The organism is Lactobacillus sp. 23-2 (assembly GCF_044902225.1).
In the GTDB taxonomy this organism is placed as follows: Bacteria; Bacillota; Bacilli; order Lactobacillales; family Lactobacillaceae; genus Lactobacillus; species Lactobacillus absianus.
On sequence record NZ_JAOQBX010000005.1, the window covers coordinates 49,618 to 65,197 of the forward strand.

The 15,580-nt window shown below is 52.2% G+C and carries 12 protein-coding genes; 8 read left to right on the forward strand and 4 right to left on the reverse strand.

Annotated features, from left to right (window positions below):
* The first annotated feature begins 23 nt into the window (after positions 1-23).
* From OCH80_RS03175 to OCH80_RS03195, 5 genes are all read left to right on the forward strand, one after another.
* Positions 24-1,757, forward strand: a complete 1,734-nt coding sequence (locus tag OCH80_RS03175; RefSeq protein ID WP_404537829.1) for an EAL domain-containing protein — start codon at positions 24-26, stop codon at positions 1,755-1,757.
* A 25-nt stretch (positions 1,758-1,782) separates the two neighbouring features.
* A complete protein-coding gene (locus OCH80_RS03180; protein WP_404537831.1) occupies positions 1,783-2,133 on the forward strand; it encodes an EAL domain-containing protein in 351 nt (116 codons plus the stop codon).
* Between the two features lie 251 nt (positions 2,134-2,384).
* On the forward strand, positions 2,385-4,073 hold the full coding sequence (locus tag OCH80_RS03185) for an EAL domain-containing protein (RefSeq protein ID WP_404537833.1): 1,689 nt from the start codon (positions 2,385-2,387) through the stop codon (positions 4,071-4,073).
* A gap of 347 nt (positions 4,074-4,420) precedes the next feature.
* A complete protein-coding gene (locus tag OCH80_RS03190) occupies positions 4,421-6,118 on the forward strand; it encodes an EAL domain-containing protein (RefSeq protein ID WP_404537835.1) in 1,698 nt (565 codons plus the stop codon).
* A gap of 100 nt (positions 6,119-6,218) precedes the next feature.
* Positions 6,219-7,484: a tetratricopeptide repeat protein gene (locus tag OCH80_RS03195; RefSeq protein WP_404537837.1), complete on the forward strand. Its 1,266-nt coding sequence runs from the start codon at positions 6,219-6,221 to the stop codon at positions 7,482-7,484.
* Between the two features lie 134 nt (positions 7,485-7,618).
* On the opposite strand, the gene OCH80_RS03200 is transcribed toward OCH80_RS03195, so the two are convergent.
* Positions 7,619-8,050 carry an HAAS signaling domain-containing protein gene (locus tag OCH80_RS03200; protein WP_404537839.1) on the reverse strand — a complete coding sequence of 144 codons (432 nt, stop codon included), beginning with the start codon at positions 8,048-8,050 and terminating at the stop codon, positions 7,619-7,621.
* Between the two features lie 259 nt (positions 8,051-8,309).
* On the opposite strand from OCH80_RS03200, the gene OCH80_RS03205 reads away from it, so the two are divergent.
* Complete coding sequence (locus OCH80_RS03205; protein WP_404537840.1) at positions 8,310-8,876, forward strand: cadmium resistance transporter; 567 nt, start codon at positions 8,310-8,312, stop codon at positions 8,874-8,876.
* A gap of 190 nt (positions 8,877-9,066) precedes the next feature.
* On the opposite strand, the gene OCH80_RS03210 is transcribed toward OCH80_RS03205, so the two are convergent.
* On the reverse strand, positions 9,067-9,387 hold the full coding sequence (locus tag OCH80_RS03210) for a helix-turn-helix domain-containing protein (RefSeq protein ID WP_154548975.1): 321 nt from the start codon (positions 9,385-9,387) through the stop codon (positions 9,067-9,069).
* A gap of 190 nt (positions 9,388-9,577) precedes the next feature.
* On the opposite strand from OCH80_RS03210, the gene OCH80_RS03215 reads away from it, so the two are divergent.
* Complete coding sequence (locus tag OCH80_RS03215; protein WP_404537841.1) at positions 9,578-12,433, forward strand: YfhO family protein; 2,856 nt, start codon at positions 9,578-9,580, stop codon at positions 12,431-12,433.
* 71 nt (positions 12,434-12,504) lie between these two features.
* Here the strand turns inward: OCH80_RS03215 and OCH80_RS03220 are convergent, their stop codons facing one another.
* Entirely contained in the window at positions 12,505-13,437 is a 933-nt protein-coding gene (locus OCH80_RS03220; RefSeq protein WP_404537842.1) for a LysR substrate-binding domain-containing protein, read from the reverse strand.
* 365 nt (positions 13,438-13,802) lie between these two features.
* On the opposite strand from OCH80_RS03220, the gene OCH80_RS03225 reads away from it, so the two are divergent.
* Positions 13,803-14,702, forward strand: a complete 900-nt coding sequence (locus tag OCH80_RS03225; RefSeq protein WP_326832010.1) for a LysR family transcriptional regulator — start codon at positions 13,803-13,805, stop codon at positions 14,700-14,702.
* Positions 14,703-14,825: 123 nt separating this feature from the next.
* Here OCH80_RS03225 and OCH80_RS03230 read toward each other — a convergent pair whose 3' ends face one another.
* Positions 14,826-15,515 (reverse strand): hypothetical protein, encoded by a 690-nt coding sequence (locus OCH80_RS03230; RefSeq protein ID WP_404537843.1) that lies wholly within the window; start codon positions 15,513-15,515, stop codon positions 14,826-14,828.
* Positions 15,516-15,580 lie beyond the last annotated feature (65 nt).

The window sequence follows — 15,580 nt, forward strand, 5'->3', positions numbered from 1 at the left end:
CGTGATGAAGGGGGCACTGAGAAATGCCTGAATTTCAATTTCAACCAAGCGAGCGCCAGCTGTATGAAAGTATGCCGATTCCGCTGGGAATCTACCAGGTAGTCGCTGGCAAGACCAGAACGCTCGTGGTATCTGACCAGCTCTGCCAGCTGATGGGCATGAGCCGGAAGGAACTGGTCAAATCTTTTAATGACAACATGTTTGCTTACGTTCACCCAGCTGACATTGGCAAGCTCAGCTACTACAGCGAGCAGCTGCACCTGCAGGGCAACCAGTTCAACTATAATGTTTTTTACCATCTGCGCAACGCAACGACTGGCAAGTACCAGCCCGTGCACACGATTGGCCGCGTCAAGACCATGCCTGACGGCAGCCACGTGGCCTTCTTGTTCTATGAAAACCTTGACCGCAATGACCAGGAAATGATAGAAAGCCGCAAGGCCTACATCAAGAAGAGCCAGGACGTGATCAATACCGATGAGCTGACCGGACTGCCAAACGGGCACTTTATCGCCAAATTCGCCATGGAGAAGGTGGCTGAGCTGCGGGAAAGCGGCGGGCAGCCTGAGGCGGTCCTGGTCAATATTTCCAACATGAAAGGCTATAACGACCAGTTTGGCCAGGTTGACGGCAGCCGCCTCCTGTCTGCCGTGGCCAACCTCTTGGTGGCGGCTTTTCCAGGCCAGCTCGTTGCCCGCTGGAAGGGCGACCGTTTCCTCGTGTTCACCCTGAAGCAGGGCTTGGAGCAGAAATTAGAAGGGCTGCACGGCAAGTTCCGTGACCTGGTTGACGGGGATGCGGCCGATATTGCCTTTGGCCTGTATGAGATTCAAGCGGGAGATACGATCTCCCGGATCGTTGACCGGGTCAGCTTTGCCATGAGCCAGATTGGCAATGACCGCCGCTTTTACGTCAAGAAATACGATCAAGGGGTGGAAGAGCGCTATATGTCCGAAAACTACTTCCTGGACCACTTGCAGGAGGCAATGGACAAGCATTGGATCCAGGTCTTTTTCCAGCCAATCTACGACAATCTGACCGGTCAGGTTAGCGATTATGAGGCTTTAGCCCGCTGGATTGATCCTGAAAGAGGCCTGGTTGGCCCAGGGCAGTTTATTCCGGTGATTGAGAAGCGGCACCTGACCCACTTTCTGGACCGCTACATGTTGATTGAGGTTTTAAAGAAGCTGCGCGCCTGGAAAGAAAATGGGGTAGCCCTGCATCCAGTCTCCGTCAACTTGTCCCATGAAGACTTTGAATGGCCGCAGATGGTCGAGGACATTCAAAGCCTGACTAAAAAGTACGGGGTTGACCCCAGCCTGGTTAGCATCGAAATTACCGAGCGGGACTTGTCAGGGAATATGACCCTGCTCCAGGAAAAGATGGCCCAGCTGCATGAAGCGGGCTTTGACTTTTGGATGGACGACTTTGGCTCTGGCTACTCCAGCTTGAACAGCCTGTATGAATACCAGTTTGACCTGCTCAAGCTGGACATGAAGTTCGTCCAGCACTTGGATCAAAACAATGGGGTCAACCGCAAGGTAATGACCTGTCTGGTGGAGATGGCCATGAAGATGGGCTTGCGGACCTTGAGTGAAGGGGTAGAGACCAAAGAGGAATATGACTTCGTCAAGGAGATCGGGGTCGATAAGACCCAGGGCTTTTTGTTGGCCAAGCCGCAGCCGCTGGATGACTATGGGCGGCCGGTTCCTTTGGCTGAATTACAGAAAAAGGTTCAAGTTCAAGTAATTGAATAGCAAAAATAAAATTAGCAAATTACAATTGCAATCTTTCGAAATTACGGAGCGCGACCTGCACGCCTTGGGCTTTAAGTTCTGGATGGATGACTTTGGCTCTGGCTACTCCAGCCTGAACGGCCTGTATGAATACGACTTTGACTTGATCAAGATCGACATGAAGTTCGTCCAGCACTTGGACGACAACAATGGGGCCAATCGCAAGCTTATGCGGAGTCTGGTCACGGTTGCCAAGGAAATGGACATCCTTTCTTTGACTGAAGGGGTGGAGACGGAAGAGCAGTATGCTTTCGTCAAGCAGATCGGCTGCGACAAGCCCCAGGGCTTCCTGCTGGCCAAGCCCCGGCCTATGGACGATTTTGGCCGGATTCTTTAGAAAAACAAGCATTCAAGTGAAATAAGTTAAAAAGACTAAGCATCAGTGGCGATGCTTGGTCTTTTTTTACATATTCTTGAAAAATAGCTAAATAAAGCAGCCAGTCGGTTAGCTAGCGAACAATAGAATAAACTGAATATGTGAATAGATTTGCCTATTGTTTGCTATAATAGGTTATGTCTGCATAACTAATCAGTAATGTGATGTGAATTTGTGTAGATAATTTTAGTTATTTCAGGAGCTTGAATGCAATGGAAGCATTTCAATTTACGCCCGGGCAGCGGGCAATCTATGAATCGCTGCCATCTCCGATGGGCATCTACCAGCTGGTTGACGGCAAAGTCAGGACCTTGCTGGTTTCAGATGCCCTCTGTCAGATGCACGGGATGCCGCGCCAAGACCTGCTGGAGACCATGAACTCCAGCCTTTACGGTTTCGTGCACCCTGATGACGTCAGCAAGCTGGCCTATTTTGCCCACCAGGAGCTGAAAATGGGCAACCGCTTCAAGTACGACCTCATTTTCCGGGTCAAGGAGCCGCACACGCCAGGCTATTTCGTCACCCATGCCAATGGCCGTTTTATGACCCAGCCGGATGGGACCCGTTTGTTTTTCGTCTTTTATCAGCGCTTGGACCAGGAAATTCTGCACGCAGAGCAGAATCTGTCCTCATACCTGATCCACTACCGCGATGAGTACAACCGCGACAAGCTGACCGGCCTGCCCAGCCGCAACTACGTCTTCAACTTTGCCATGGAAAAGGTGGCCAGCCTGTTGGCCGACAAGCTGGTGCCAGCGGCGGTTTTGGTCAACGTGTCCAACATGAAGAGCTACAACCGGCAGTTTGGCAAGCAGGCCGGCGACCAGCTTCTGCTTTGGCTGGCCAGTTTCTTGCAGGAGCTTTTTTCCGGGGAATTGGTGACCAGATATCAGGGTGACCGCTTCATGATTTTTGCCGACAGCCGGGGGATTGAGCAATGCCTGACCAAGGCCCATAAAGAATTCGCTCGCAAGACGCGGGGCAGCGCGGCTGACCTTAATTTCGGAATCTATCAGGTGCAAAAGGGCGATACGATCACTGACATTGCCGACAAGGCCAACTTTGCCCTCCGACATATCGGCGATGACCGCCGCATTTTCATGTGGCACTATGATGGCAGCGAGGAAGAGAAAGATGATTCGGCCAACTATTATCTGGCCAACTTTCAGCGGGCCATGGATGAGCACTGGATCAAGGTCTACCTGCAACCGATCTATGACAACCAGACAGGGGAGATCTGCGATTATGAGGCTCTTTCGCGCTGGCAGGACCCCGAACGGGGGCTGATCGGCCCGGGGCAGTTTATTCCGGTCATTGAGAAGCATCATTTGACCTTTATGCTGGACCAGTACATGATGACTGAAGTCTTGCGCAAGCTGGCCCAGTGGAAGCAGAATGGCGTTGAGCTGCACCCGGTCTCAGTCAACTTGTCCCATGAAGACTTTGACTGGCCGGAGATCGTGGAGATGATCACGAACCTGACCGATAAATACGGAATTGACCACTCGCTGATCTCAATTGAGATTACGGAGCGCGACCTGGCCGGGGACATGACCCGCCTGCAGGAAAAAATGCGTGAGCTCCATCGGCGCGGCTTTAAATTCTGGATGGATGACTTCGGGTCCGGGTATTCGTCCTTGAACGCCATGTATGAATACCGCTTTGACCTAATCAAGCTGGACATGAAGTTCGTCCAGCACCTGGATGAGAACCACGGGATCAACCGCAAGCTGATGAAGAGCCTGGTCCAGGTGGCCAAGGAAATGGGGATGCAGACCTTGAGCGAGGGAGTTGAGACTGAGGAAGAGCATGACTTCGTCAAGCAGATTGGCTGCAGCAAGACCCAGGGCTTTCTGCTGGCTCAGCCGCGGCCAATGGATGACTACGAAAAGCTGCTATAGCGGTTAGGCAAGAGGAATATGCTGTGAGACGCCCGTCTGGCTTAGATGGGCGTTTTTGGTGTGGGATCAGCTTTGGAAACAGCTGCAGTTGGCTAGCCATTTAAGTATTTATTTTTGCCCGCTTCAGATAAACTTATCTAAATTATTGTCAATAATAACAAACTATCTATGTGCTTTTGGCAAATCGCGTGTAAAAATAATGAATTGCCTATGTTAAAGCATGGATTTGATAATTAAAAATGCTGGGATTTCTTGCTATAATAGTACCAGCGTAAAGTCTTTCAGCGTTGGCCGGATGTTTGCGCTGAATGATCATGCAGTGCAGCATAGAAATCAGGTAATTGCGGATGGGAAGATATCATTTTTCGCCCCAGCAGCGCAAGGACTATGAGACCTTGCCGATTCCTCTGGGCGTTTACCAAATAGTTGACGGGAAAGTCGTAACTTTATTGGTTTCTGATGCCATGTGTCAAATGCACGGGATGCCACGGCCAGAACTGATCAAGTCATTGGATGAGTCAATGTTTGGCTTCGTGCATCCCGACGACATTGGCCGCCTGGCGTATTTTGGCCAGCAGGAGGCCAAGCTGGGCAATAAGTTCAACTACGACCTGGTCTACCGGGTCAAGGAGCCCCACACCAAGGACTACTATTTCATGCACGTCTTCGGCAGACGGGTCATTGAGCCTGATGGGTCCAAGCTGCTGTTCATTTTTTACTATAAAATGGACCGAAGCATTATGGACGTCAAGAAGATCGAAATGGACTATGTGGCGCACTATAAGGACGAGTACAACCGCGATGCATTGACCGGCCTGCCCAACCGCCACTTCGTCATGAACTTCGGCATAGAAAAGGTGGGCAAGCTCCGCTTCTCCGGCCAGCTGCCAGCTGCCGTTCTGGCCAACATTTCCAACATGAAGGGCTACAACAGCCAATTTGGCAAAAAGGCTGGTGACCAGCTGCTGGTTGGGGTGGCTCAGCTATTGACCAAGGCTTTTCCTGACCAAGTCGTGGCCCGCTACCAAGGTGACCGCTTCATGGCGATCGTTGACAGCGACCAGCTGGAAGACAAGCTGGTCCAGGTTCACGACCAGTTCAAGAGCCTGGTTGGTGGCAACGCGGCCGATATTTCCTTTGGAATCTACAAGATCCAGGCCGGAGACTCGATGAACGACATCGCGGACCATACCGACTATGCTTTAAACCAGATTGGCAATGACCGCCGCCGCTTCTTGTGGCACTATGACGACGCGGCTGAAAAGCGGGACATGTCGGGCAACTACTACCTGGACAACCTGCAGAAGGCGATTGACCAGCACTGGATCAAGGTCTTCTTCCAGCCGATTTTTGACAACAAGAGCCAGCAGATCAGCGACTATGAGGCCCTGGCCCGCTGGCAGGACCCAGAGCGGGGCTTGATCGGCCCAGGTCAGTTCATCCCCGTCATCGAAAAGCGCCACCTGACCTTCATGCTGGACTCCTATATGCTGGAAGAGGTGGCCAAGAAGCTGCACGCCTGGAAGCAAAACGGCGTTGCCCTGCACCCGGTCTCAGTCAATTTGTCACATGAAGACTTTGACCGGCCGGAAATCGTCAGCGAGCTGACGCGGATCGTTGACAAGTATGAGGTCGACCACTCCTTGATCATCATTGAAATTACGGAGCGGGACCTGTCTGGGGACACGACTAAGCTGCAAAAGAAGATGGATGAGCTGCACGCCTTGGGCTTCAAATTCTGGATGGACGACTTTGGCTCAGGCTACTCCAGTCTGAACAGCCTGTATGAGTACCGCTTTGACCTGATCAAGATCGACATGAAGTTCGTCCAGCACCTGGACGACAACAATGGGGTCAACCGCAAGCTGATGAAGAGCCTGGTCAAGGTAGCCAAGGAAATGGGCCTGCTGACGCTGACTGAAGGGGTCGAAACGACTGACCAGTACGACTTCGTCAGAGAGATCGGCTGCGACAAGACCCAGGGCTTCCTGTTGGTCAAGCCGACCCCGCTGGACGACTACGGGCAAGCAATTGGCAATAAATAAGCACAATCAAAAAATTAGGCATTGGCAAGACAATGCTTAATTTTTTGATTTTTTAAGGAATAAGGTAGAATAGAAGGCAGACAGAAAGTGAGGACGATTGATGACTTATTCTGAACAGCTGCTGGATGCCATTCAGGCGCACAAGTTTAGCGAGACGCGGACCCTGCTCAAGCAGGCGCTGGACCAGGACGATCCGGAAATTTTGGCTTCCCTGGCGGAGAACCTTTCCGACCTGGGCTTTACCGACCTGGCCAAGGAAGTCTACCGCAAGCTGATTGCCCAGTTCCCGGACGAGGACCTTTTTAAGGTCTACCTGGCGGAGATCCTGCTCAATGACGGGCAAGAAGACGACGGCTTGAGCCTGCTCTATGGGGTGGCGCCGGAATCGGATGCTTATCTGGAGAGCCTCCTGGTCCAGGCCGACTATTACCAAAGCGAAGGGCTCCTGGAAACGGCCCGGGCCAAGATGAACCAGGCCCGTGAATTGGCACCAGAAGAAGATGCCATCGAATTCGGCCTGGCTGAACTGGACTACATGATGGAACAAAGCGAAGCAGCGCTGCCGCTCTACCAGGATCTGGCCCAGCGGCAGAAGATGTTTGGCGAAGTCAACCTGAACCAGCGGATTTTCCAGACTTTGGCCAAGCTGGGCCGCTATGAAGAGGCCGCGGCCTTTATCAATGATCACAAGGAAGACCTGCTGGACATCGATGCCAAGTACCAGGCCGGGGTGATCATGGTGCAAGCCAAGCGGGCCAAGCAGGCGGTCGAATACCTGGATGCCGTCATCAAGCAAAGCCCAGACTACGTCAACGCCTATCCCTTCCTGGCCCAGGCCTACAAAATGGAAGGCAATTTTGAAGAAGAGCTGTACGCTGCCCAGACCGGCTTAGGCTACAACGAATTTGATGAAGAGCTCTACCAAATGGGGGCGGACGCGGCCATGAAGCTGGGCAAGCTGGATGATGCCGAAGACCTCCTGACCCGCGGGCTCAAGGTCAATCCGGACAACTCCAGCCTGCGCTTGCTGCTGGCCAATCTGGACAACTATGAAGGCAAGTACCAGGAAGCCCTGGACTTGTTTGACCAGCTGGACGATGCTGAGCTTGAGCCGCAGGCCCACTGGGCCATGGCCCAGGCTTGGCAGGGCTTGGACAAGTACGACCAGGCCCAAAGCGAATACCTGCTGGCCTATCCCGGCCTGCAGGACAATGCCGCCTTCTTGCGGCAGATGGCTCTTTTCTTTGACGCTGCCGGGCAAAAGGACCTGGTCAAGCAGGTCCTGGCCAAGTACCTGCCTTTGGCGCCAAACGATGAAGAGATGCAGGAACTCTACACCGACCTGCTGGACGATGGCGGCGAGTAGGCTGAAATAGCAGATAAGCAAGACAAAACTAAAGGAACGTTCTGGTTGCTGGGGGCAGTCAGAACGTTCCTTTCTTCTGAGTTTGATTGTTGATTTTCATTTACAGTTTGCCGCTCTAAATTGTCAGGCCGTGTTTATTCATGGATTTCCTTGACCAGGGCCAGGATGATCATGCCCAGGCAGAAGGCAAAGGTGATCCAGCCGCAGATGCTCAGGCCAGTCCAAACGCTGCCATGAGTCAGGTCGGCATAGAGGACTACGCCGGACAAAGCCACGAATAAAGCGGCCATGATGGCCAGGCTCCAGATCAAGCGCATGTCTGAGGCTGACAGGTTTTCCTTTTGCAGCATGGCTTTTTCCAAAAGGGCGGCCACTTGTTCAGGCTCACCCAAATGTTCCAGGGCTTCCTGGGGACTTTCACCCGCGGCGATCCGCTTTAAGAGGTCAGCTTTCAATTCTTTCAATAGCGCGGTCCGTTCGCTCAAGGACAGGCTGCCCAGGTCCCGGTCGACCTGGGCGAGGTAGTTGCTTAGCATGTCGGTCATGGTTGCATCCTCCTTTGTCATTCATTTCCTCCACTTATACTATAGGGCGGACGGCTATCAATAAACAAGCAAAGTTTTTGTAAAGAAAGGCTGCTATTTTCAATAAAAAGGTCCGCGGGGACGCTTGCGGAAGAAAGCAAGGCCGAGCGGGCTGATGGGGGGCTTTTTGGCCTGGCGGAAGGCAAAAAGAAGTTTGAAAATAAAGCTGACTTTTTCAAAATTTTGTCTGAAAATAGCTGGAAAAATAGAAAAGCAAAAGAAAGGAGAGGAACGCGGGAAAATGCTGCAGACAATTATTGAAGCCATCGTGGCCTACGCCGCAACCAACATCGACGACCTGTTGGTCAGCCTGCTCTTCTTCGCCCAGGCTAAAAGTCGCAAAGAAGACTGGCAGATCGTTTTTGGCAAGTATCTGGGCATTGCCCTGCTGACCGCTATCTCCATCTTGGGGGCTTATGGGCTCTCTTTCTTGCCTGCCAAGGCTTTGGCCTGGCTGGGCTTGCTGCCGGCCTGGCTGGGAATTAAGGAATTGCGGGACAAGGCCGAGGACAAGGAGGCCGCGCCTCTAGGCCAGCGGAACTGGACAGCTGCCGTGGCTTTGGTGACGCTGGCCAATGGCGGGGACAACGTGGGCGTCTACATTCCGCTTTTTGCCGGTCACTCGGTTCAAGAGCTCCTTCTGGTCAGCCTGGTCTTCTTATTGCTGACCGGCCTTTGGGCCTGGCTGGGGCAGAAAATCGCCCGCTGGCCGCGCCTGCAGGCCATAATTCTGGGCCGGCAGAAACTGGTTACGGCCTGGCTGTATTTTTCCCTGAGCGCCTACATCGTCTTGAAGGCCTATTGCTGATCCTGCAAGAATTCGCGCTTTTTTTGCAATCAATCGCTTACATTTACCCAAATTGGCTAAGAAGGCTGGCAAAAAGATATTTTTGCGAATAAAATGATAGTTATCAGCTATATATATGGATAGGGAAATAAACGAAGCTGAAAGTTACAACTAAAAAACTGATCCCAAGCCCTTGGGATCAGTTTTTTGCTTAACGCTGCTTGCTCTTGAATTCTGGCGTCAGCAGGCGGCGGATGTACTTCATTTCAATTGCCGTCACCGGCCGGCCATTGAAGGTGAAGTGGACCTTGTCGTCGTTCAGGTCCACGGTCCGGTGGGCATTGATGTCCCGGGTCAGGTCTTCCACGGCCACGTGGAGGACGCTGGCTACCTTCTGCAGGGAAGTGACCGAGGGGCGGTGGGTCCGCCAGCGGTAGATGCTGTTTTCGCCAATTCCCGCGTCTTTGGCGACTTCTTTGACTGTCCGGCCATGTCGCTTGGCAATTGCCTTGACTTGACTATAAATATCCATGTATTTGCATTCCTCTATAGTTCTTTAACTCATTTTTATAATACCCATATTAGCATAAATCCCGCTTTTGACAAACGGCCGTTTGTGCCTGCCAGCTGACATTTCTTTTAGAAAAAGCTTAAGCTTCTGAACGATCGCCTCAAAAAGCGCTAAAATAGAAAGATACGAATTCACAAGTTTGGAGGCAGTTATGGAGTTTACTTTTGCAAGAAAAAAGGACCGGAGGACCTATCTGCATTATACCGTCTTGTTTCTGGTTCTGGCCGCCTGCATGTTTGGCCCTTACCTGATCAGCGGCCATACCCTGATCTGGAACACGGACGCGCTCAACCAGCACCTGCCGCTTATGATCAAGTACCGGGAGTACCTGCTGCAGTTTCTGCGCCATCCTTTCCAAGGGCCGACTGAATGGTCTTGGACCATGGGGGTGGGGAGCGATCTGTTTTCGGTCTTTTCTTATTATACGATCGGGGACGTCTTTGCCTACCTGGCCCTGCTTTTTCCAACGAGCCATTTGATCTTTGCCTACCAGCTGATTATCGTCTTGCGCATGTACTGCGTGGGCCTGGCCTTTGTCTACTTTGCCAGACACTTTGACTTTTCTGACTGGATCATCCTCAGCGGAGCCGCGGTCTACATGGTCAACGCCTACCTGCTTTACGCGGCGGTTGCCCAGCCGATGTTCACGACGACCTTCATCTTGTTCCCACTTATCGTCGTCAATATTGAACGGGTCCTGCAGGGCGGGAGTGCCTGGCCGCTGACCGGAGTCTTCTTCTGGATGCTGGTCAGCAACTATTACCTGGCCTTTGTGCTGGGACTTGGGGCCATGCTGTACCTGGCCCTGCGCTGGGGTTTGGACTACTGGGGGAAAATTCCCTTCTGGCCAACCATCCGCAAATTTGCCTTCGCGGCTGGCGGGAGCGTGTTGACAGCTGCTGTTTTGCTGATTCCTGAGATTACCGGGGTCATCAATTCAACCCGGGCTGGTTCAGAATTTGCCAACGGGATGGTCGTCTATCCGTTCTACTACTACCTGCTTTTGCCTAAGCAGCTGATCAACGGGGACAATTGGAAGCTGATGTTCTGGTCTGCCCTTGGCTTGGCCAGCGTCATCCTTTTGGCCATCACCTACCTGTACGCCAACTGGAAAAAGCATAAGACGCTGGCGGCCGCGCTCTTTTTGGGCCTGGTCATGCTCTTCATCCCAGCCGTTGGGGCGGCCTTCAACGGGGGGATGTCCGCTTCCAACCGTTGGACCTTGCTTTTGTATCTGCCGCTGGCGATGACGGTCATGATCTTCTTGAATGACTTGACCCTTGAGGGCTTCACTCCTAAAATGATCCGCCTTCTGGCCACGAGCACGGGGATCTACCTGGTCTACCTGGCCGTCGTCTTTTTCATCCAAAACGACGACAAGCTCTTTTTGCCAGTGATCTTCCTGCTCTTGGCCTTGGGGCTGACTTACCTGATTTCCGAAAACAAGGTCAAGCAGGGGCAAAAGTCCTTTGCCATCCTGATCATTCTTAACGTCTGTCTGAACGCGGCCTACGCGGCCTTGCCTTATAACGGGAGCTTCGCCTCAGCCATGCTGAACCGGGGTGAGTATGAGCAGATTGCTGAAAAGCGCTACGGGGGCTTGGAAGAAAAAGCAGCGGCGGGCAATTACCGGATCAACACGGTGTCGAACAACAAGATTGTCAGCCAGAAGAAGGTCTGGAACGACCTGACTTCCAATCTGGCCAATATTTCGTCCTACTACTCGATTCAAAACGCTTACCTGGGCCAGTTCAGCACTGACATGCAGAACATCCAGTATGACAACAACATTCCCTTGCACCAAGTTGACGATCGGACGATCTTGAACAATTTCCTGGGCGTGCGCTACATTTTTGCCCAGACCAACGGCCTTAATGCCCAAAAGATCCCGGCTACCTACAAGGAAGTGGCGGCCAGCAAGGCCAAGCAGGACTACGATGCCGACCCGGACCAAGTGCAGGTGCAGACCAAGATGTATGAGAGCAAGTCGGCCTTTCCGCTGGTCTGGCTGGAAAGCAAGACGATCAGCCCGGCGGCCTACCGGCATTTGCCGGCTTCAGGCAAAGAGCGCGCCCTAGCCAGCGGCGTGGTCGTCAGCCGGCAGGATGCCGGCCAGCTGGCCAAGGCCAAGCTGGGCGGGGTCAAGACCATCCCGGCGGCCTTGGTCTCAAACCGCGGCAACGTCGTCAACCCCAGTCGCCTAAAGTACACGGACAGCAAGGAAAGCTACAGTTTACGCCTGTTTTTGACTAAAAAGCAGAAGGCTCAACTAGGGAAGAGCGAGCTGCACCTTGAATTCAGGTCCATCAAGTACCAGCCCTTTACTTTTGCCCAGCAGCTCAAGTATGAATTGAAGCGGGCAGAACAGAATGCCGATCTGAAGTCGGCTTCCTTCAACCGGGTTCAGAACCGCTATAAGTACCTGCGCTACCACCTTTTGGCGGGCTCGCCGGACATTTCCTACTCTTTGACCGTTACCGGGTCCAAAGCAGCCGAGACCATCTCCCAGCCAAGCGTGGAATCCACCAGCTTCTTCCGCCTGGTCAAAGGAGGAACGATGAATCTTGGCGTCTACTCATCATTGCCGTCAAGTCTGATCCTCAAGCCATCCAAGCTGGGGGTCTACCAGCTTGATTACCGGATCGTCGCCGTGCCAATCAACAAGACCTACAAGCGTCAGGTCAAGCAGATCCGGCAAAACGGCCTCAAGCACCTGAAGCTGGGGCAAGACCAGCTGACGGGGACGATCACGGCCAAAAAGGCGGGCATCCTGACTTCGTCAATTCCTTATTCAAGCGGCTGGAGCGCGGTCGTTGACGGCAAGGCGGTCAAGGTCATCCTGACCAACAATGCCTTTTTGGGCCTGAAGCTGGCCAAGGGCAAGCACAAGGTAGCCTTTTACTACCACACGCCAGGTCTGCTGGCGGGCTTCCTGGTGTCGCTGCTGGGGCTTTTATGGCTCGGCAGCCTGGCAATTCTAGAGAAAAAGCGGAAGAAGCAACGCTAACGATCATTGAACAAGCACAAAAAAGCGTGCGGTCACTGGGACCGCGCGCTTTTTTCTTGGAAAGACAGGCGTTATTGAATCTTTCCTTGTTTCTTGAGCATGTCTTGAATCTTATCTGCCATTTCCCGTGCGACTTCCCTGGTCTTGGCACTGGATTCAGTGTGCAGGGTCAGTCCGTTGTCTGATTGAATCAGACTGCTTGGCAGCTCAGCAAAGTTGTATTCGTCCTTGTCGCTGATGCTTGGCAACAGGTACTCCATGGTCATGGTCCAGCCCAAGCCGCCGGCAGCCAGCTGAACGGCCGCCTCATAGTCGTTGACCTTGATCAGCTTGTTGTTGGGCAGGTTCTGGTCTTCCAGCAGGTGGTCGATGGTTCTCTGGAAGCCTGAGTCGTCGCTCAGAGAAACCATCTTTTCCTCGCTCAGGTCAACCAGCATCTGGTAGTCAAAAGGAACTTCCTTTTTGCCCATTTGGTAAAGCTTGCTGGTCTTGGGAATGATCAAATAGACTTTTGGCTGATAGAAAAAGTAGTTCTTCAGGTTTTCCCCCCGCAAGAGCGGGCCCCAATAAATGTCAACCATGCGGTTGTCAACCAGGCGCTTGGCGGAATTGATGCTGAAGGTCTTGATCAATTCAAAGCGGGTATTGGTGAACTTTTCCTGAAGCTGGGGAATAATGTGGTTGTCGCGGCCAGGAATCCAGACCGGGGAGAAGCCGATCTTAATGTAAGACTGCTCTTCTTCAGTGAAGCGGCGCAGGTCTTGCTCGATCTTCATCTGGTCGCTGTGCAGGCGCTCAAGGCCGTCGCACAAGGTGCGTCCTGCTTCCGTCAACTCGATTGGCAAAGTCCGCCGTTCAATCAGGGTTACCTTATACTTCTTTTCGGCTTTGCTTAGGACCTGACTGACATAGGGTTGACTAAGAAACAATTTTTTCGCGATATCACTGACGGTTTGACAGTCTTCGGCAGTCGTCAGAATTTGATAAAGTACATCTTGTTTCATCTTACACGCTCTCTATAAAACTATCGATTAGCAAAACAAATTTTACAATAAAATTATTATAGCGCTTTTTGGACATTTATCAAAAGAATTATACATAAAAAATACACCTATTGATCAGTCGCTTCGAAAATAGGGCTTTCATTATTTTCTTTAAATACGACATGTACTAGATTGTCCCATTTTGGGGGGTGGATTATTTTTCTTATTTTATATTATATAATTCACGGCTTATAATTACCGACAATTTTATTATTCAAAGGACTGATGAATTTCGTGATCAATTTAATTGCTAAAAGGTTGCGAAAAAGAGGCAATTAGATAAAAATAGTAATAGAAACATTTTGATGATAGAGAGCGTGAGAATTGTGAATTTCCAACATCTTGAATACTTCAACGAACTGGCCAAAACGCAATATATGGCCCAGGCTGCCCAGAACCTGGGGATCTCACAGCCAACTTTGAGCTATGCTGTCAAGAAGCTGGAAGAAGAATTGGGCGTCCCGCTCTTTGAGAAGAGCGGCCGCAACATTCGTCTGACGGTTTACGGCAAGTCTTTTGCCGAGTATACGCAGGTTGGCGTCAAGAAGATCCTGGAAGGGGAAAGACGGGTTATGGAAATGGCGGAAGGGAGCACTGGCAAGGTGGCCATTGGGGTGGCTCATATCGTTTCGCCACGCTTCATGCCGGACGTGATCCGGGAATTCCGCCAGGTCAACCCAAGCAGCAAGGTCGACTTTGAGCTGCAAAGGGGGCTGACCAGCGAGCTGCTGACTAAGGTGCAGGGTGGCGACCTGGACCTGGCCTTGGTAACCAAGACCAGCAAGCGGCGGATCAGCGACTTGGAGCTGCTGCCGTTAATGGAGCGGCATTTAGAACTGGTCGTACCTGCCGGCCATGAATTAGCCAATGCGGGTCCAGTTTCTTTGAGGGTCTTGAGCAAGTACCCATTTATCAGCTTCAGCCGCGGCAATGCCCTGTCCAACTTCCTGCAGCGCATTTTTGATGAGCATCACGTGCAAGTCCACCAAACCAGCGTGAGCGACGATATCGAAACCATGATGGGTCTGGTGGCCATCGGCGAAGGGGTGGCTCTGTTGCCTAAGTCCAAGTATCATGAAGCCCCGGGCGTGGTCAACGTGCCGGTCGAAGAGGACACCAGCTATACCCTCTGCCTGGTTTCAAAGGAAGGGCAGCAGCCGAAGGCCGTGGAAAGCATGGCTGATTTTTTGCAAAAGTTTTGCCGGGATCATGACCTCCTCTCCTGAGGGCAGCCAGGTAAGCATGCAAACAATGAAAAGGGGTCTGGGAAAAAGACCCTAACGAATCAAAAAGGCTTCCAGAAGTGAAAAAATTCTGGAAGCCTTTTTATGTATCTCAAATCCCGACTCCTAGTCTTGGTCCAGCTTGGCCAAGGCAGCTTGCGTCTTTTCGGCGGCTTGCCGGTTCTTGTCAATGTATTTGCGGCAGGTCTGCTTGTTGACGGTGACGGCGCTGTTGTAGTACTTGACGGTCTGGGTCAAGGCCGCGGAGTAGTCCTGGTATGGAACCGTGATTTTCTTGTTCTTGCGCTGCTGGTAAAGCTTGCCCAAGAGCTTGCCGGCTGCTTTCAGCTGTTTTTGGCAGGACTTGATGGACTTGCTCTTGTCCGTCATGGCCTCGCCGACGACCTTGGAAGGGTTGTAGACCAGCTTTTTGCTTCGCTTCTTCTTTTTTTGCTGGGCCTTGACGGCGGCTTGGTAATCAGTCAGCGACTGCTGCCACTTGCCGGCCACGTGCTGCTGAATCCCATCCGTCTGCTTCTTGACCGTCGTCAGCTGCTTTAGCAGCTTGGCGCCCGTTTGGTCATATGCCTTGGCCTGGCGGATAATGGCGGCCTTGCGTTCTTGCGCCAGGCGCAGCTGCTTGGCCCGGCCGCCAAAGCCGATCAGCATCATGAAGAGCGCCGCGACCATCATGACGTCGCAGAAGAAGCGGATCCGCGGCAGGTCCGTGAACAGACCGTAGATCCAGCAAATGCCAAAAACGGCCAAGACGCCCAGGCCAGTCCAGCCTAAGATTAGAAATTGTTGTATAGTCATGTCGCTCCGCTCCTCGCTTTTATTCGTTAATGTTTTCCTTTATCATACCTTATTTTGCAGACCAT